Source organism: Leptolyngbya sp. FACHB-261 (assembly GCF_014696065.1).
Taxonomy (GTDB): Bacteria; Cyanobacteriota; Cyanobacteriia; order FACHB-261; family FACHB-261; genus FACHB-261.
The window spans coordinates 207,226-226,469 of record NZ_JACJPL010000022.1 but is presented as its reverse complement, the minus strand read 5'-3'; the positions used below and the strand labels follow the sequence as shown (position 1 = coordinate 226,469).

General features: G+C 51.0%; 16 protein-coding genes. 12 read left to right on the top strand and 4 right to left on the bottom strand.

The window, feature by feature from the left end; genetic code table 11:
- Positions 1–34: 34 nt before the first annotated feature.
- Both H6F94_RS32370 and clpB read left to right on the top strand, forming a co-directional pair.
- On the top strand, positions 35–736 hold the full coding sequence (locus H6F94_RS32370; RefSeq protein WP_313949288.1) for a DUF2382 domain-containing protein: 702 nt from the start codon (positions 35–37) through the stop codon (positions 734–736).
- Positions 737–1,085: 349 nt separating this feature from the next.
- Positions 1,086–3,707 (top strand): ATP-dependent chaperone ClpB, encoded by a 2,622-nt coding sequence (gene clpB / locus H6F94_RS13910; protein WP_190802831.1) that lies wholly within the window; start codon positions 1,086–1,088, stop codon positions 3,705–3,707.
- Positions 3,708–3,938: 231 nt separating this feature from the next.
- On the opposite strand, the gene H6F94_RS13905 is transcribed toward clpB, so the two are convergent.
- From H6F94_RS13905 to H6F94_RS13890, 3 genes are all read right to left on the bottom strand, one after another.
- Complete coding sequence (locus H6F94_RS13905) at positions 3,939–4,310, bottom strand: bleomycin resistance protein (RefSeq protein ID WP_190802830.1); 372 nt, start codon at positions 4,308–4,310, stop codon at positions 3,939–3,941.
- Between the two features lie 103 nt (positions 4,311–4,413).
- Positions 4,414–5,337: a PhzF family protein gene (locus H6F94_RS13895; RefSeq protein ID WP_190802828.1), complete on the bottom strand. Its 924-nt coding sequence runs from the start codon at positions 5,335–5,337 to the stop codon at positions 4,414–4,416.
- Between the two features lie 28 nt (positions 5,338–5,365).
- Positions 5,366–5,599 carry a hypothetical protein gene (locus H6F94_RS13890; RefSeq protein WP_190802827.1) on the bottom strand — a complete coding sequence of 78 codons (234 nt, stop codon included), beginning with the start codon at positions 5,597–5,599 and terminating at the stop codon, positions 5,366–5,368.
- Between the two features lie 584 nt (positions 5,600–6,183).
- Here H6F94_RS13890 and H6F94_RS13885 point away from each other — a divergent pair.
- The 9 genes from H6F94_RS13885 to glgX all read left to right on the top strand — a co-directional run bounded on the left by H6F94_RS13885 (position 6,184) and on the right by glgX (position 16,854).
- A complete protein-coding gene (locus H6F94_RS13885) occupies positions 6,184–6,489 on the top strand; it encodes a hypothetical protein (RefSeq protein WP_190802826.1) in 306 nt (101 codons plus the stop codon).
- The gene (locus H6F94_RS13880) at positions 6,486–6,812 is read left to right on the top strand and encodes a hypothetical protein (RefSeq protein WP_190802825.1); all 327 of its coding nucleotides are present in this window, start codon (positions 6,486–6,488) and stop codon (positions 6,810–6,812) included. The genes H6F94_RS13885 and H6F94_RS13880 overlap by 4 nt, the downstream gene beginning before the upstream one ends.
- A 65-nt stretch (positions 6,813–6,877) precedes the next feature.
- Positions 6,878–7,456: a TetR/AcrR family transcriptional regulator gene (locus tag H6F94_RS13875; protein ID WP_190802824.1), complete on the top strand. Its 579-nt coding sequence runs from the start codon at positions 6,878–6,880 to the stop codon at positions 7,454–7,456.
- Between the two features lie 232 nt (positions 7,457–7,688).
- Entirely contained in the window at positions 7,689–8,324 is a 636-nt protein-coding gene (locus H6F94_RS13870) for an SRPBCC family protein (protein WP_190802823.1), read from the top strand.
- Positions 8,325–8,548: 224 nt separating this feature from the next.
- Complete coding sequence (locus H6F94_RS13865; protein ID WP_190802822.1) at positions 8,549–9,112, top strand: MarR family winged helix-turn-helix transcriptional regulator; 564 nt, start codon at positions 8,549–8,551, stop codon at positions 9,110–9,112.
- A gap of 1 nt (position 9,113) precedes the next feature.
- Entirely contained in the window at positions 9,114–9,560 is a 447-nt protein-coding gene (locus H6F94_RS13860) for a DUF6220 domain-containing protein (RefSeq protein ID WP_190802821.1), read from the top strand.
- Positions 9,561–9,629: 69 nt separating this feature from the next.
- The gene (locus tag H6F94_RS13855) at positions 9,630–11,102 is read left to right on the top strand and encodes an efflux RND transporter periplasmic adaptor subunit (RefSeq protein ID WP_199320407.1); all 1,473 of its coding nucleotides are present in this window, start codon (positions 9,630–9,632) and stop codon (positions 11,100–11,102) included.
- Positions 11,103–11,194: 92 nt separating this feature from the next.
- Complete coding sequence (locus H6F94_RS13850) at positions 11,195–14,431, top strand: efflux RND transporter permease subunit (RefSeq protein WP_190802820.1); 3,237 nt, start codon at positions 11,195–11,197, stop codon at positions 14,429–14,431.
- 275 nt (positions 14,432–14,706) lie between these two features.
- Entirely contained in the window at positions 14,707–16,854 is a 2,148-nt protein-coding gene (gene glgX, locus H6F94_RS13845) for a glycogen debranching protein GlgX (RefSeq protein ID WP_190802819.1), read from the top strand.
- A gap of 428 nt (positions 16,855–17,282) precedes the next feature.
- On the opposite strand, the gene H6F94_RS13840 is transcribed toward glgX, so the two are convergent.
- Positions 17,283–17,759 (bottom strand): hypothetical protein, encoded by a 477-nt coding sequence (locus H6F94_RS13840; RefSeq protein ID WP_190802818.1) that lies wholly within the window; start codon positions 17,757–17,759, stop codon positions 17,283–17,285.
- A gap of 346 nt (positions 17,760–18,105) precedes the next feature.
- Here H6F94_RS13840 and H6F94_RS13835 point away from each other — a divergent pair, with 346 nt between their 5' ends.
- Positions 18,106–18,939: a PD-(D/E)XK nuclease domain-containing protein gene (locus H6F94_RS13835; protein WP_190802817.1), complete on the top strand. Its 834-nt coding sequence runs from the start codon at positions 18,106–18,108 to the stop codon at positions 18,937–18,939.
- Positions 18,940–19,244 lie beyond the last annotated feature (305 nt).

Here is a 19,244-nt window from a genome sequence, read left to right as displayed (position 1 = left end):
GCTAGTTCAAAGCTGAGTTAAAGGTACAGGTGGGGTGGTCCTTAGCTCCATCTGTACTTGCTCTAATCCGACTCAGTGCATCGACAAAGTAGCAGCAATTAACAGTGCGATTAATAGCACACCCCTGGTAGGCATGGAAGGCATAGCAGAAGAGAGCATTCGGTTGCTAGATGAGCGATTAGTAGTTAATCGCAGCAAGCGAAAGACTGGCGAGATCATTGTACGCAAAGAAATTGAAACTCGCATCGTCGAGGTTCCGGTACGCTACGAAAAATTGATTGTTGAACAAATCAATCCGGAATCTAACTCAGCACCTCAGCCCTTAGGGGAGGTTGCCCTAGGCCGATCTGAGCTTCACTCTAATAGTCTTCAGCCAGAAAGTTTCCAACCAGAGAGTTTCCAGGTTGGTATCGCTCAAGCTGCCAGTCCTCAAGTTGGCACTGCTCAGGTTGGTAATGCTCACGCAACACCGTTTGTTACTAGGACTGAAACCTCTGCACCTCTACCCATGAACGAAGAGGTCACTCGCCTACTCGGCGAACGCTTGGTGGTTGAGCGTGGCAGGCAAAAAGTGGGCGAGATCGTTGTACGGAAGCAAACTGAAACTCGGCTAGTCAGAGTTCCCGTGCGCTACGAAAAATTGATTGTTGAACAGCTCAGCCCTGAGCGCAAAATCTTGGCAGAAGTTGAGCTGGGGCAGGGTGAAGTCCTCGACGAAGATTTGCCCAACTTTTAAATTCTGGTCTAGCTCTCGTCTTCCTTGGCTTTTTGCCCATATTCCCGTATTCACCCTTCCCTTACTGACCTAGGAGGGTCGAGTACGGGAATCGCGCTTTTGGGCTACAAACAACCGAACTCTGAGCCTTGATAACTCTGATAATTTGGTCATAGAGGCTCGGAGGCAATAGATTGCCCTAGTTAGGCGGGAGCTGCTTCAGACTCTCAGCATTCCCGAATCAGCTTTGGCAGAAAATATCCACAGCGCTGCTTCTGCATTGGCTGTTGGTCTAGGGAAAACCTCCGGGGTAATTGACCTTAGGTTTGAAACTCAAGATCTAGGGCTTAAGGCTAACGGAGACTCTGACGTGCAACCCACTAACCCAAACCAATTTACAGAAAAAGCCTGGGCAGCAATTGTCCATACCCCCGATATTGTTAAGCAGAGCCAACAGCAGCAGATTGAAAGCGAACACCTACTGAAGTCTTTGTTGGAACAGGACGGCCTTGCTAGTTCCATTTTTACCAAAGCAGGGCTCAGTATTCAGAAGCTACGGGACCGAATCGACGACTTTATTAGTCGTCAACCTAAAGTTTCTGGAGCCAGTGATATTTCTGTCTATTTGGGGCGCAGTCTTGATACTTTGCTAGATCGGGCAGAAGGCTATCGCAAGCAGTTTGGCGATGACTATATCTCGATTGAACACCTGATTCTGGGCTACGCTCGGGATGATCGTTTCGGCAAGCCAATGCTGCAAGAATTTGGCTTAGACGAGAGCAAGCTAAAGGCTACGATTGAACAAATCCGCGGTAGTCAAAAAGTGACGGACCAAAACCCCGAAGGCAAGTACGAATCGCTGGAAAAATACGGTCGCGATCTGACCCAGCTAGCTCGCGAAGGCAAGCTAGATCCGGTCATTGGTCGGGACGACGAGATTCGGCGTACTATCCAGATTCTCTCGCGGCGTACCAAAAACAATCCGGTTTTGATCGGTGAACCGGGTGTCGGTAAAACAGCGATTGCGGAAGGTCTGGCTCAGCGTATTGTCAGCGGTGATGTGCCCGATTCTTTGCGCGATCGCAAGCTGATTGCCTTGGACATGGGCGCTTTGATTGCGGGTGCAAAATACCGCGGTGAGTTTGAAGAGCGGCTCAAGGCTGTGCTCAAAGAAGTGACCGATTCTCAAGGTCAAATCATCCTGTTCATTGACGAGATCCATACCGTCGTCGGTGCAGGAGCAACTCAAGGCGCGATGGATGCAGGTAACCTGCTCAAGCCGATGTTGGCGCGGGGTGAACTGCGTTGCATTGGGGCTACCACGCTGGATGAGTATCGTAAGTACCTCGAAAAAGATGCCGCCTTGGAACGGCGCTTCCAGCAGGTCTATGTGGACCAGCCTAGTGTCGAAGATACGATCTCGATTCTGCGGGGCCTTAAGGAACGCTACGAAGTCCACCACGGTATCAAAATCTCGGACAGCGCCTTGGTTGCGGCAGCCACACTCTCGACCCGTTACATTTCTGACCGTTTCCTGCCCGACAAAGCCATCGATTTGATGGACGAAGCGGCAGCACGGCTCAAGATGGAAATCACCTCTAAACCAGAGGAACTAGACGAGATCGACCGCAAGATCCTGCAAATGGAGATGGAGCGTCTGTCTCTAAATAAGGAGAGCAACGCGGCAGCTCGAGAGCGCTTAGAAAAGCTAGAAAAAGAACTGGCAGATCTTAAAGAGTCGCAGTCAGCGCTGAGCGCCCAATGGCAGTCGGAAAAACAGCTCATCGATCAGATTCGAACGATCAAGGCTGAGACTGAGCGCGTCAACGTCGAAATTCAGCAGGCTGAGCGCGACTATGACCTCAACCGAGCCGCTGAGCTGAAGTATGGCAAACTCACCGACCTCCAGCGCCAATTGGAGCAGGCCGAAGCTCGTCTGATGGAAAACCAGACCAGTGGTCGTTCGCTGCTACGCGAAGAGGTGACTGAGGAAGACATCACCGAAATCATCTCGAAGTGGACGGGCATTCCAGTTAGCAAACTCCTGGAGTCTGAGAAAGAAAAGCTCCTGCACCTGGAAGAAGTGCTGCATGAACGGGTAATTGGTCAGGAAGAAGCGGTGACAGCCGTGGCCGATGCGATTCAACGCTCTCGTGCTGGCTTAGCTGATCCCAACCGCCCGATTGCTAGCTTCATCTTCCTGGGCCCAACCGGTGTAGGTAAGACCGAACTGGCCAAGGCCTTGGCGTCTTACCTATTCGACACCGAAGAAGCGATGGTGCGGATCGACATGTCGGAGTACATGGAGAAGCATGCCGTCTCGCGCCTGATCGGTGCCCCTCCTGGCTACGTCGGCTACGAAGAGGGTGGCCAGTTGACCGAAGCGATTCGTCGTCGTCCCTACTCAGTGATTCTGTTCGACGAAATCGAAAAGGCGCACCCGGACGTGTTCAACGTCATGCTGCAAATCCTGGACGATGGCCGCGTTACTGATGCCCAAGGGCGCACAGTGGACTTCAAGAACACTGTGATCATCATGACCAGCAACATCGGTTCGCAGTACATTCTGGATCTGGCTGGCGATGATACCAAGTACGAGCTGATGCGCGACCGGGTGATGGATTCGATGCGGAGCAGCTTCCGACCGGAGTTCCTAAACCGTATCGACGAAATCATCATCTTCCACGGCTTACGCAAGTCACAGCTCCGCGAGATTGTTCGCTTGCAGGCGCAGCGTCTGGCGCAGCGGTTAGCAGATCGCAAGATGACGCTCAAGCTCTCCGAGGCTGCACTCGATTGGATCGCCGATATTGGCTACGACCCGGTGTATGGAGCTCGTCCGCTCAAGCGAGCGATTCAGCGCGAACTGGAAACCCAGATTGCCAAGGCGATTCTGCGGGGCGAGTTCAACGATGGTGATACAGTCTTCGCTGATGTTAGCAACGAGCGGCTGGTGTTTAAGCGCCTCTCCAATGAGTTGATCAATGTCTAATTAATAGCGTCCAGTTTCTGTAGAAGCGTAAGAAGGGGTAGCTCTAACAGGCTGCCCCTTTTTTTATCTGAAATTCGTCAGTATTGATTCAGGATTGGTAGAGATATGGCAGACCATATCGCTACGGTTGGTCTATCTTTTGGAGGTCAAGTTCTGCGCAGGCCCTAGACGTTAATCCGTAGAGAAAGCTTCAGCAGCGGCTTGTCCTACGCAATAGGTTATGAAATGGGATTACGAAATGGGTTGACCAACTCGAATTAGATTGCCACTGGGATCGACCACATAAAACTCACGCATGCCCCAAGGTTTTCCCTCTATAGTTCCCAGGCGAGGAATGCCTAAAATAGGCAGACACTGCTCAGAAAACTCAGAAAAAAGAGTATCAACATCAGACACACGCAGGTAGCAGCCGCCGTAAGATTCGGCTGGGACAATCTCAAGTAGCTGAAAGAAGTGCAGCTCAATTGTGCCCCGACGGAGAATAACATAAGGATTCAAAGGAGCCGGGTCAAAATGGACCTGAAAGCCAAGTTGGCTGTAGAACTCAATGGTCTCATCTAAGTCCCGAGAGGGAAGAGTCGGGATTGCAGTGTCGCTCAACATCTAATTGCCTATTTGTATTGCTTTGCAATGATTGCAAATGACTGTAAATTGGCCTCTACACTCCAGATCAGCAAACTGTTTGGCGCTGATTGTACTGCATGGCTCAATGATCAATTGCGGGGATTTCCAGTAGCCCTTCGCCTGTGAGAACTGAGGCTCCACCCACTCGAATTGCCACTATTTTACCTTGCTGTTTGTCAGCTTCCACTTCTAAAATGCTCGGGCGCTCCATCTCGAAGCCTTGCTCAACAATCCAGCGAAAAGTGCCATCTTCTACAGTTTCCTGGCTGTCTAAGTAACCTGCAAATGCGGTAGCCGCAGCTCCTGTAGCGGGATCTTCCTGGATGCCCATTGCCGGTGCAAACATGCGTGCCCGAAAATTAGAGCCTTCCAATTCTGGATCAGGCGTAAAAATATAGACATGGGGAGCCCAATAGGACGCAAGCAAGGTTTTCCATTTAGCAACATCCAGTTGGGCTTGCTGTAGAGCTTTGCGATCTCGCAGGGGAATAAACAGAAACGGCACCCCACAAGACACTGCCTGAGTTGTAAAAGTCTCTTCCAAAATCTGGTCTTCCTGGAGCGATAGTAGAGCTGCTAACTCAGCTCTAGCAGGAGGTTCGGGTCCAAATTCTGGCATTTGAGCGGCTGAGAGCTGAGCAAAGGTCGGCTGTCCCCCAGTCGCTTGCACCAGGACTTTGACCGGTCCAACACCTTCTTCAAAGACAATTTGTGTTTGCTCGCCGTCCAATGGAATTTCACCAATTGTCGTGAGGATATAGGCTGAGCCAATAGTGGGATGGCCTGCAAATGGCAGCTCTGTGCCTGGGGTAAAAATGCGTAGGCGACGCGTATGTGTCGACTCTTGGGCAGGAAACACAAACACTGTTTCGGAGAGATTGAGTTCTCTAGCAACTCGCTGCATTTGTTCAGTTTTCAGTCCTTCGGCTTTAGGAAAGACAGCTAACTGGTTCCCGCCAAAAATGGTCTGCGTGAACACATCAGCAGTGTAGTAGCGATAGCGCATTCATCTCTCCTGGCTATGTTGATTCTGCCTACCCTGGAAAGCTGGCAGCTTCCTCTGGAAGTTTAACAGCTCGCTCTGAGAGGCTAACAGTATCCTCTGGAAGCCTAACAGCAGACCCTGGAAGCCTTTCAGAGTTGATTGAAAACCTAACAGAATAGCCTGAGAGCTTTTCAAAGTTCATTGAAAGCCCAACAGAATAGCCTGAGAGCTTTTCAGCCAACTCTGGAAAGCTCTCAGCCGACTCTGAAAGCTTCTCAGTCAACTCTGAATCACTGAACGCTTATGTTGAATCAACCAATGCTTAAGCGCCGCTTATCTATAGCAAGGCTAAATAACTGCACATTTAGACCTTCCCCCTGCCTCGCTTGCACAACACCCGTTGCTCTGCTAATCTGGGCTGCATCGCGCTGAGCGGAGCTTTTGCCTATCGTCAATCACGGTTAATAAGCTGCAAAAATTTAGCGCTGCCGAGAAGTTCTACGACAACTCCTGGGCAGCTAACCCCTCAACTGGTACGAGGCCAGTCAGGAGGCTAACGGGTGATTTTAACACCCTCCTAGCCGCCCCGACTTTGCATGGTCAACGTTGAAACCAAAAGCAGGGTGGCTAATCATTTGGCGGTATCCCGGTAAGGGCGAGGCAACCTCGCCCCTAACCACGACCGCGAAATTTCAAACCTTTTGATTTCAACCACAAATCCCGGTAGGGGCAGGGTCCCCCTGCCCGGTGAAATACTCTCGCAACTTGCATCCCCATACGCAAACTTTTGCACGCCATCAATCCGCGTCAATTTCAAATCTCGCTCTCGTTCTTGCCACCTGCTTAGGCATTCCCCCGGACTGCATTTTGCGCTTCGAACAGTGGGCCAATGTCCTCTTTGTTCATCGCAAAGATCGCGGTGGTCAATTCATCAGCTATCGCAACTTAATTCATTGGCTCGAAGCCTGCGTTCAGGCCATTCGTACCTGCAAAACGCACCAAGCCTTACAAGAATTCGGCCAACTGCTCAAAACCAAAATCGAGCGGTTTACCTACGCGGCTGATGCCATTGCCTATCTTCGTCGCCTCTGGCAACAACGCAAAGCCCAATTGGATTTAGACCTCAATCTCCGCAGTTTCTATACCCCTAACCCTTGCCCAAATCCCCAATGACTTTCTCTCACTTATCTCCTTGTCAGCAACACCTAAAACTCTGGAACCACATCAGCCGTCAACTTAAGCTAATGCCCTCACTCAAACTCATTTTGCTGGTGTTAGCCAACTACACTGACTGCCACAGCCACAAAGCCAACCTTCCCGCTTCTTTGATCGTTCGAGATTCCGGTCTTAAAGATGAAGAGATAAAGCGCTTATTGGTGAGTTTAGAAGCCGCTAATTGGGTTGAAAGTGGGCGGGTGCTCTCAGATGCTGGACGTTCCGTTATCCTTTACAACCTCTCTGCTCATCTTGTGCAGCAAGCTCTGAGTTTAGTCTGAGGGTTACACAAGAGCTTGTCTCTCAGTTCCTTGACAGACCCGTCTACCTAATATAAGTTAGGTGGGTGAGTCAACGATCCGGTGAGGCATCATCCCGCGAACTCGTCCTTGAAGCAGCCGAGCAGTTATTTGCCTCTCGCGGCTATGCTGCCGTCACGCTCAAAGATATTGCCAAGCAGCTTGGTATTAAGCAGGCTTCCCTGTATTACCACGTCCCTGGTGGAAAGGAGGATTTGTTTGTTGAAGTGATGGTCCGTCACTTAGAGCGTCGTAGGGAAACTCTGGAGCAAATTATAGCGACAGGGCCACCAAGGTTAGAAGACTGCCTAACGCAAATTGCAACCTGGCTTTTAACCCAGCCCCCTCTCAATATCAGCCGCTTAGTTCGTACAGATCTGCCAGATCTGGCTCCGGAAAAAGCTGACCAAGTGGACCAGGCCATCCGACGTTGTGTGCTCACACCTATGGAACAATTCTTTGGTCAATATCAAGAGCAGTTACGAGGAGAGGCTGGTTTCACTGCCGGCATGTTCCTAACAGCCGTTGAATCCCTGCACGTCGTTAAACAGCTCGGTCCCTTAAATCAAGAACAGTTGATTGCAGGCGTTATTGACCTTTTGCTGTACGGTAGTCTCAAGCAATAACTTCTAATTTTTGCCTACCAGAAACAGGGACTAACTCAGGTAGATCAATAAGGTAGGCGACAACTGCCAAGGCTTACTCTATCCTGGATTGGGCTGTTCTTGGTTGAACTCTTTAGTTGAGCTTTAGTCTAGTTTGGTGATGGTCAGGCGTTGAGACTAGAAAGCCTTGATTTCCCTTGCTGTTGGTTGTTGCTCTCCTTGATTCGGATTGATGTTACCTAAAGGTTCTGAAATGATTCAGGCTCGCGTATTTTTAGGATTGTTGCTCAGTGGCAGCTGCTTGCTAGTGGGCATGGTTGAACCTGCCTTTGCTCAGTCCAGCTTATTCAATGGCCCAGTAGATGCCCTCCCTCTGCAAGAGCGAGTCACCCTACGCCAGGGAAGACCAATCATCACTGGTGAAAATGGTAGTTATGTTGCTCGCGTTTTAGTCAACACCACTCCTGCCCAGGCCTGGTCTGTACTCACAGACTACAGCCGTTATTCAAGCTTTCTGCCCAACATTGCCAGTAGCCAAGTCTTATCTTCTAAGGGCAACGAGCGAGTGGTTGAGCAAGTTGACCGGCGTCGAGTTGCTCTATTCACAATCACCTCTCGCATTCGCATATCGATCGTTGAGACCCCTCAGAGCAGCTACCGCTTCCAACTCGTTGAGGGCGACCTTCAGAATTTGCAGGGCAGTTGGACGATCCAACCAGTTTCTGCCTATCCCGGTGGCCCAGCGACTCAAGTTCTGATTACGCATCAGATTCAGGCTGAGCCTAAGTCAGGAACGCCAAGAAACATCTTCTATAATCTTTTCCAATCGCAGTTACGGGCTAACTTAGATGCGATTAGTCAAGAGATCCGGCGACGCGGCTCGGTATAAGCTCAGAAATAACCTCAACGGCAGTATTACTGACCTCAATCAAGAAATCCGGCCTATAACTCCGTACAAAAGCTAGGACAGTAGGCTTATGAGCAATCTTTTTGACCTTGGTTCCTAAGGTGTACTGAACCCAACGGTTTCACTAATCATTAGCATGAGCGTAATAGATTGACGGAAAAACGTTTCTCAAGCTAACGTTTTCTTATCAAACGTTTTTGCCATTAATGAAGCGTCGAACACCGTCAGCTCGGCCCTCGGCCTCCTCGGCCCCTTCGCCGGCTGTCGCCGAGGAGCTTCAAAAGGAGGTTGAGAAGGTTGAGATCGACTGGCAGCCCATCCCCGAGTGCCTCAGCCACTGCACTGGCTACGTTCTGCACTGGGTCTCGGATCTAGGTCACCAGGTCTTTGCAGGGGCACTAGCCACCCTGAACCTCATTCCTGACCAGTTGGCCATTCTAGAGGTGCTGAGATCAGAAGGTCCGATGGTGCAGTCTCGGCTCAGCGATTGGCTCCGGATCGACAAAGCGACGATGGTGAGCCTGTTGAACGGACTGGAGTCGCAAGGCTTGGTCGTACGGACCCCTCATCCAACGGATCGTCGGGCCTTCCAGGTACAGCTGCTGGCCGCAGGACAACAGCGCGTCGATGAGGCAGAGCAAGTTTGCACGGTTGTCACGAACCACTTCTTTGCCCCGCTCTCACCTGACGAGCAGCAAACGCTCCACGAACTGTTGAGGCGACTAGCTGCTAGCAACGCTCCACGGATTCAACCGGAGGGATACCCCTAGCGTGACAACGAACCTCAGCTCCGATGGCGTCCGGTTACCTGGGCGTTGGAGTAAGATTGTTTTTCTCTCAACTTCCGCGCTCTACACCTTTTGCTTGGTTGCCCAGCTCTTGACCGTTGGACTCGCAGTGTTCTACGGTCCTGAATGGTGGAACGTTCATGTTTGGCTTGTTCGTGGCTTCGGTGGTTTAGCAGCGGTCCTACTAGGATTGGCATTCCTAGGACCATTTCCTCAAAGAATACGGATCCTCACAGGTAGTTTGACAGTGCTGCTCGGCTTGCAATTCCTCACAATTCACCTGCACCCTGCGCTGAGCGTGCTGCATCCTCTCAGTGGGTTCTTACTGTTCACCGTTGCCACGACCCTAGTTCACCGGGCGTCCAATTTGGTATTTCCCAAGTCGGACGTGGTAGTCATTGGTGCCTCGCAGCCCTCACCCCAGGCTTGACACGGGTCTAACCCCTGACGAAGTAGAAACTAGTGACGATTCAGAGCCCGCGCCAACAGCAGTCAGAGTATGACCATGAACGTTGAAGATACTAACCGAGACCGTACTGTCAAGTCTTTACCTGAAGAAAAGTTAGACCTAGTTCACGAGACAGAACCTTCTGGCGATCATCGGCCTCCAAAGCGAGGTTTCGGTCGGTTCCTGGTACCCGCGTTGATTGTGCTGGCCCTTCTGGGAGGAGTCGGCTGGATTGTCTTCAACCGCGTCATCATGCCTATGATGATGGGCGGTCAGATGGCACCTCCGGCGACCCAGGTTCGGCTGGCTAGCCCGAAGAGCGGCACGATTTCGGACACGTCAGACTATGCCGCCACGCTTGATTCGCGTCAGGCTGTAACCCTACAACCCCGAGTTGACGGTCAGATCAGAGCCATTTATGTGAGAGCAGGCGCTCGCGTTCGGGCTGGGGAACCCATTCTTCAAATTGACGCGGCTGAGCAACGGGCTACTGTAGCCAGCAGCGCTGCTGCTGCTGAAACCAGTGCAGCCGATATCCAGACAGCGCGCGCAGATGTCACCACTGCCAGAGCCACGCTCAGGTCCCTAGAAGCTCGCCGTCAGTCCAATCTATCTACTGTGCAGCTTGCTCAGCGTGAATATGAGCGCTTTCAGGTGCTACTGACTGAGGGCGCAACCAGTCAACAGGTTATGGATCAGCGCTTAAATGCCTTGCAAGAGGCCCAGGCCGACCTAGCGCAGACTGAAGCAGAAATGCGTGCTCAGCAGGCAGCCATCACCAGGGCACAAGCCACTGTGGTTCGCAATCAACAGGCCCTTAAACAGGCTCAGGCCACTGTGAATGCAGGCTCAGCTCAGCTCAATTACTACACGATCACCGCGCCCTTCACCGGCGTTGTCGGCAATATCCCCGTGAAAGAGGGTGACTTTGTTAGTACGTCAACCCAACTGGCCACCGTTGCTCAGAACGAAGCTTTAGAAATTGAAATTCAAATCCCTCTAGAGCGGGCGTCTGACCTACGGCGAGGCATGCCGGTGCAACTGCTAGATAGCGAGGGCAAAGTCTTGCAAACTGGGCAGATCTTTTTCATCGCGCCCAACGTTGACCCTGCTAGCCAGTCTATTGAGGTGAAGGCATCTTTCAATAATCCAGGTGGTCAGTTGCGAACCGAGCAATTTGCTCGCGCCAGGGTGATTTGGGCTACTAGCCGCGGAGTGCTGGTACCGACTACAGCGATTTCGCGTTTGGCAGGCAAAGATTTCATCTTTGTTGCAATGCCATACCAAAACTCTGGGTGTGAGGCCGCCGGTCAGGCAGCAGGTGGTCCTCCAGCTCAGATTGAACCCAATCAAACTGTGGCCGTCCAAAAAGAGATCCAGCTCGGCAAGATTGTTGGCAACGATCAAGAGGTTGTAGAAGGTGTAAGCGCTAAGGATCAAATTGTGGTTTCTGGCATTCTGCAACTCCAGAACTGTTCGCCAATTGTCGGCGAGACTCAGGCCCCTGCACCCCAAGCGAAATAACCATTACGGGTCATCCGCCATGACTGGCTGATAGCAGTTAGCACTAGGCGCGATGACCAACAGCCAAACATCAACGAATTGGCACCTGACTTATGATTCTCTCCATTTCTGATTTCTTTATCAGGCGCCCCATCTTCGCGACGGTGTGCTCGATCATGGTCACCCTGGTGGGGATTGCCTGTATTCCAACCCTGCCGATAGCCCAGTACCCTGATATTGCGCCACCCCAAGTGAGCGTGACTTCCAACTACATTGGTGCCAATGCTGAAGTGGTGGAGTCTACCGTTACCAACATTCTGGAGCGGGAACTGAATGGCATCAACGGTCTGAAATACATCAAATCCACCAGTGCCAATGATGGCACCAGCAGCATTAACCTGACCTTCGATATAGGGCGCGACCAAGACATTGCCGCCGTTGACGTTCAGAACCGAGTATCAACGGTTGAATCACGATTGCCAGGCCCTGTGACTCAGACCGGTGTGCAGGTCACAAAAACCAACAATAACTTCTTGCTGGCGATTGGGGTTTATTCCGACCGAAATGAAAAAACTGGCCAGGACACCTACGACGACACCTATCTCAGTAACTACGCCGATCTCTACATTGTTGATGCGATCAAACGCCTCAATGGGGTCGGTGGGGTGCAAATTTTCGGTGAACGTAAATACGCGATGCGTCTCTGGCTTGACCCAGAGCGCCTTGCTGGTCGGCAGCTAACGCCCCAAGACGTTGTTGCTGCGCTACAACAGCAGAACCTGCAAGTGGGGGCTGGACAAATTGGTCAACCGCCCGTCAATTCTGAGCAGCAATATCAGTATTCAGTCACTGCTCAAGGGCGACTCAGAGACGCCCAAGAATTCAGTGAGCTGGTCATTAAAAGGACCGAAAATGGCACACTGGTCAAGCTGAAAGATATTGGCCGGGCGGAACTAGGCGCAGAAAACTATAGTTCTCTCCTGCGCTTTACAGCAGACGGAATCACGCACCGGGGCATTGGCTTAGGGATTACCCAACAATTCGGCAGCAACGCTTTAGACACAGCTAAAGTTGTCAAGGAAGAAATGCAGCGGTTAGCTGCAAACTTCCCACCGGGTGTTCGCTACGCTGTTGCCTTCGATACAACTACCTTCATTGAAGCTGGAGCTGAGGAGGTCTTGATCTCCCTGTTGCAGGCGATCGGGTTGGTCGTTCTGGTTGTTTTCATGTTCTTACAGAACTGGCGAGCGGCTTTGGTCACCTCAGTTGCCATCCCAGTTTCTTTGCTCGGTACCTTTATCTTTGTTAAGCTACTGGGCTTCTCGATCAATACTCTGACCCTATTCGGTCTGACCCTGGCAACGGGTCTGGTGGTGGACGACGCAATCGTGATTGTGGAAGACATCAGCCGTCGCATTCAGGAGGATGGGCTAAAGCCATTGGAAGCGGCACTCACTTCCATGAACGCCTTATTTGGTGCCGTCATTGCGACTTCGCTGGTATTGATCACGGTGTTTGTACCTGTGGCTCTTTTCCCAGGTACAACCGGTCAGCTCTATCAGCAATTTGCTCTTACCATTGCCTTTTCTGTTATCGTATCAACTTTCAATGCCCTGACCCTGACCCCCACTCTCTCGGCTATTTTGCTGAAGCGAGGACAAAATCCAGACAACTGGTTTTTCAATGGCATTAACTGGGGAATTGACAAAACCCGTCAGAGTTACGGTCGGACTGTTAGTCAACTAACTCGGCGCAAAGGCATTGTTCTAGTGCTATTTGCTGCGTCACTGGCTCTTACCTATTGGGTATACACAATTGTGCCAGCGGCCTTCATTCCAGAAGAAGACCAGGGCTATTTTATTACGGTTGTCCAGGGTCCTGAGGGGGTCTCACTAAACTACACCGAAGAGGTGCTGGAGCAAGCTGAAGCAATCTTAAAAGAGCGGCCAGAAATCCAGAATATCTTTGCGGTTGGTGGCTTTAGTTTCAGTGGTGCTACACCCAATAATGGCTTGATCTTCTCGACCTTAAAGCCTTGGGAAGAACGCAGAGGTGCCGATCAGTCTGTAAAAGCTATTATCGGTGGTTTCTTCCCGCAGCCTTCTGGACTATTTCCCAAGCTTCTGTCAATTAAAGAAGCAGCGGTAATTCCCTTTCCGCCTCCACCCATTCAAGGTTTGGGCAACTTTGGCGGCTTTGAGTTTCACCTTCAAGATGAAAGAGGTTTAGGGTTTGACACACTCGGTGAAACTCTAGGCAAGTTCCTCGGGCGAGCCAATACCTATCCATCGCCTCAAAAACCACAATTAGCTGGCCTGCGACCTAACTTTAACGCCAATACCCCTCAAATCACGGTAGAGGTTGATCGCACGAAGGCAACTTCGTTGCAGGTTTCCTTGGAGGACATCTTCAACACCCTGCAAATCTTCCTCGGCTCCGCTTACGTCAACGATTTCAACCAATTCCAAAGGGCCTATCGAGTTTACGTCCAGGCAGATCAACAATTCCGCTCTAACCCCGAGGACATCAATAGCCTGTATGTGCGCTCGCAAACCGGGGACATGATTCCTCTTAGTAACCTGGTCAAGGTTACGCAAACAGTTGGCCCCTCGATCATCAGTCACTACAACCTATTACGGGATGTAGAAATCAACGGTTCCCCGGGCCAAGGCGTCAGTTCCGGACAAGCTATCGCTGCAATGGAGGCCGTGGCGAGCGAAACGCTGCCCAAGGGATTCAGGTATGAATGGTCGGGTCTATCGCTTGAAGAAATTGAAGCAGGTGGACAGGCAGTATTCATCTTTGCTTTGGGCGTTGTCTTCGTGTTCTTGACCCTGGCTGCGCAATACGAAAGCTACATTGACCCATTCATCATCATGCTCACTGTGCCTCTGGCAATTCTGGGGGCTCTGATTGCGATACTTCTGCGTGGCTCAGCTAACGATGTCTACACCCAAATCGGTTTTGTCATGCTGGTCGGGATGGCCAGTAAGAATTCCGTTCTGATCGTGGAGTTTGCCAACCAGGCTCGGGATGAAGGACTGGGCATTGTCAAAGCAGCCGTAACTGCGTCTCGGGAGCGGTTGCGACCAATCTTGATGACGGCAATTTCTACGGCGATTGGTTCTTTCCCACTCTTGGTTGCGACGGGGGCGGGTGCCGCAGCTCGTCAATCTCTGGGTACGGCAATTGTGGGCGGCATGTTTGTGGCAACGGTGCTCAGCTTGTTTGTGGTCCCGATCCTATTCATCGTGATCAAGACAGCGGAAGCCCGTTTCCACCAGAGACACCACAAACCTGCTATGGCTGGAGAAGCGCCTGTGCCTGCTAGAGATAAGGTGTCTCCCTAGAGTGTGGGAAACATGATCTAAGATTCTGACCCAGCATCTAACCAAATCTGATGAAGCAAAGAGGCTGTAGTTCTTTCCAAACAGAGCTACAGCCTCTTTGCTTTTGGGGGCTCTCAGTTTTTAGGGCCTCCTTTTACGACCTCTCGGCTTTTACAGCCCCTCAGCTTTTAGGGCCTCTTAGCTTTTAGGGGCAAAACGTGAATTAGGTCATGGGCTGGTTTAAGGTGGGAATTGCATTCGCTGCTTGCCTTAAACCTCTTCTGCCTTAAACATTCATGACGGTCAAGGTATTACCCGGTCAGCCCTTTCCGCTCGGGGCAACTGTTGCTGCTGGTGGAGTGAACTTCTCAATTTTCTCCAATTGCACAGGGCTGGAGCTATTGCTTTTTGACCAGCCAGATTCGCCTCGGCCCAGTCAAACGATTCAATTTGACCCCCGGAAAAACCGAACTTTTTACTACTGGCATGTATTTGTGCCTGGAATTGGTGCTGGCCAAACCTATGCCTACCGTGCCTATGGAGCCTATGCGCCAGAACGTGGGCTGCGCTTCGACCCTAGTAAAGCGCTATTAGATCCCTACGCACGGGTGATTGTTAATTCAGAAAACTACGACCGGGAATCGGCCAAAGTGCTGGGCAAGGATAACTGCGCCCAAGCCTTGCGAGCTGTGGTTGCCGACCCGCATACCTACGACTGGGAGGGGGACCAACCCCTGCAAACCCCACTCGCTAGAACGGTCATTTACGAATTGCATGTTGACGCCTTTACCCGCCATCCCAACTCGGGCGTGACGCCTGAAAAGCGGGGAACTTATGCTGGCCTGATCGAAAAAATTCCTTACTTGCAGCAGCTAGGGGTCACCGCAGTTGAGCTATTGCCGATCCATGAATTTGATGAACAAGACGCGCCGCCGGGTCTAAAAAACTATTGGGGATATAGCACGATTGGCTTCTTTGCTCCGCACCAAGGCTACAGCTCTCGTCCTGAGCCAATGGGTGCGATGGATGAGTTTCGTGACCTGGTGAAGGCACTACATCGAGCAGGGATTGAAGTGATTTTGGATGTGGTTTTTAACCACACAGCAGAATCCGATCACAAAGGTCCAACGCTGTCATTTCGAGGGCTAGCCAATCAGGCCTATTACATTCTGGAACCGGACCCAACCTACTACAGCAACTACAGTGGCTGCGGCAATACCTTAAAAGCCAATCACCCAATGGCGTCGCGCATGATTGTGGACAGCCTGCACTATTGGGTTTCGGAAATGCATGTGGATGGATTCCGCTTCGATTTAGCGTCGGTTTTGTCACGCGACGAAATGGGCCACCCTATTCCCAACCCTCCAGTGCTCTGGGTGATTGAAACCAGCCCGATTCTGGCGGGCACCAAGGTGATTGCTGAAGCCTGGGATGCGGCTGGGCTTTATCAGGTGGGTGGCTGGTTTGTGGGAACTGCCGACCGTTTTGCCGAGTGGAATGGGCCTTACCGCGATGAAGTGCGCAGTTTCATCAAAGGCGACACGGGGACGATTAAGCGCTTAAGCGATCGCATTTTGGGCAGCCCAGATCTGTATCCTCGCTTAGATTACGAACCGAGTCGTAGCATTAACTTTGTGACCTGCCACGATGGTTTTACGCTGAATGATTTGGTCTCCTATAACGTCAAACACAATGAGGCGAATCGGGAGGACAATCGCGATGGCAGCAACGACAATCACAGTTGGAATTGCGGTGTAGAAGGGCCGACCGATGATCCAGAAATAGATGCGTTGCGTCTCCGACAGATCAAGAACTGCTTCACGATCTTGCTCTGCTCCCAAGGCACCCCAATGCTGTCGATGGGAGATGAGGTACGTCGGACGCAATTGGGCAACAATAATACTTACTGTCAGGGCAATGAACTGAGTTGGTTCGATTGGAGCGCTACCGAAAGACAGGCTGGTCTACTGCGTTTTGTGCAGGGTCTAATTCGCTTCACGCAATCGCTAGAGATCTTCCGGCAAGAAAGCCTGCTCACGGTGACCTACGGGAGTCATGAACCCCACATTGTCTGGCACGGTGTCAAGTTGGGGGAACCGGATTGGTCTGCGAATTCTCACAGTGTGGCCTTTAGCCTGCGCCATCCTCAGCAGGAGGAGCATCTACACATTATTCTCAATGCCCACTGGCAATCGCTCAAGTTTGAACTGCCGCTGCTGAGCGGGGGTGAGCGCTGGCATCGGATTGTGGATACCTCGCTGCCTTCACCCGACGATTTCTGTGAGCTGAAATGCGCTCCGCCCATTGGTGCAGAAGCTTACCATGCTGGACCACGCTCGGCGGTGGTGCTGATGGTGCCCACGCCAGCAACGATTAGGCGGCAGGCCGTTACAGCCAGCGACAGAGAGAAACTGGCTGCGGAGATGGAGGTGCGGCAAGGCTAAGCTCATGGCTTCGCGTCCTGCGCCTGTGTGTTTGGTGAGAAAGTTGGGAGTTAGCTGGAGGACGTGAATGAGGCTCAGAACCTCGTGAATGAACTTCCGAGCTTCTTTTAGAGAGCCTTTGATCCTCTTTAATGAACCTCAGAACCTCATTAAAGAGCCTTTGATCCTCGTGAATGAACCTTCCAAGCCTCTTTAATCAAGCTCGGAACCCCATTAATGAACCTTTGATCCTCATTAATGAACCTCAGAGCTTCATTAATGAACCTTTGATCCTCATTGATGAAGCTCCGAGCCTCTTTAATGAGTTCCTGAGCCTCTTGGGCGAGTATTTACGCTTAAGCACTCGTGTTTCGAGCATTTCGGAACTCAAAAAAGAACCCCTGATCCTCGCACAGAAGGATCAGGGGCTTGATGAAGGGTATTCAAGCTCAAACTGCGTCTTTGGCTTTGGCGGTGCGGCCTCGGATAGCTTTGAATCGCTCACCTAACTGCTCGGCCAGTGCTTTTAGGCCAGGTCTAGTTTTGGCTGCGGTCTTGACATAGTCATAAACAGTTAGGCTGCTGCGCATTGCTTCACTGCTGACGGCCATGAGGGTGTCGTCTACCTGTTCGGTCAACTGCCGCAAACCCCGCAATACTTCGGAAAGGGCAATGATGAGCTGGTAGTCGCGTTCAAATTCTTCCAGGTCAAAGCTAGCGGGGAGGATGTCTGGATTGTCTTGGCCTGCCGCCAGACTATTGTTGACAAAGGCAAGGCTTTTGTCGCCCATTTTAAGCAGGGCACGACGTTCTGCGGGCGAGAGGGTAATAAGGAAGGCCAGCTTTTTCTCGATGACCCGAAGGGCGGCTTTCATCTCTTGGCGGTCGGTGTCGGAGACGGAAGCACTAATGTTCTGATAACCCATGAGATTTCCTTGCGATAGTAGAGTCACTAACTGGCAGGGCTGCGACGCGAACGGTGCAGCCTTAAACCATTAGTTGCCAGAGTTCCCCTCCGGATTAGATGAGGCTCAAATTGACCGACATCCTGCTTACTGACTGCTAACGGGCGAAGAAGCCTGTACTTTACGGTCCTAAAATGCTTGCCCTGCATGAGCCAGCGTCTATACTGGCAGCAAAGAGACGGGGATTGGGTCAGCCAACGAGCGTTGAAGGCTTCGTCCGTGCTCATGAAGATGAGGGGCTACGCAATGAGCTGCAAACACCTCAGCACACTGCAGCAGGAGAGCGGGATCACCGCCTGACATGACGATGGAAGCAGAAGAATATCCAACTCTGTATTGGCACTGTGCCGTAAAACCATTTGGAGGCGAGACATATGTCGTTACCGACGATTTATGTTTCGAAGATCTGCAACAGCAGATTGTACAACCCTGGCTTCAGTCAAGATTATTTACAGTGGCTGGAACAGTTATTAGCTCTACAAACCAGTCTGTAGAAATTAGAATTAGCCACACAAGCCAGCCTCAGAAGGCTTTCCGCAAACGGGCTTATTTTGATCCACTGAACATGAGTAGCATAGAGCTTGCAAGCCTCTCTAATTATCGTTTGCTGCCAATTGTAGAAGGGAAAGACTACACTTTTGAGTTACTCTTTAGCCGTAACACTGGATCGGTGACCAATGCCGATACTATGCTTGTAGAAAAAGTCTGTAGGCGTATCTCACATTCAGCCCGAATACTGGCGAATAGACAGCGGAAAGACAAAGTTCCGTACCAGGTGCAAGATGAATATGATGTGCAAGACTTGCTTCATGCAGTGTTGCGTGCTCATCTAAAATACTCTGTGCAAGAAGACCCTTTGCAAAAAGTTGTCGGAACTCGTGCGGGAAGAGCTGATATCTCAATTGAGGACTTAGGCATTCTTATCGAGTTAAAATACGTGCGTGGACCTAATGATCAAAAAAAGATATCCAATGCCTTCTCTCAGGATCTAGTTCTTTATTCTCGATGGGTGCCTCTAAAGACACTATTGTTTGTAATCTACAATTCTAGTGATTTGCGAGATCCAGAAGCTTTGGAAGAACTTAGCCGTCCCTATGAAGTTAGTGGCAAAAGGTTTGACGTAAGGGTTATTCTTACATAGGTTCTGCTCATCGAGCAAATGATCGAGATGATTGTGCTGTCTCGGCTGTTCTGTGGAGCGGCCTGACAGATACTTGAAGAGAGAATAAGAGCGGTTGAAGTGCTGGGAAGCATTAACGAGTTCCCCATAGACTGCATATCTTAATGAAGAGATATCGCAGTATTCTCGTAGACATCTAGCCAATTGTTGAACCGCCGAGAAAGCAGTCAATGCATCTGCTAGACCCACTCATCCTTTTCTGGTGCTTTAAATTAATGATTTGACAAGTTTGAAGAATAGTTGTACTAGTCTTGTTGACACTAGTT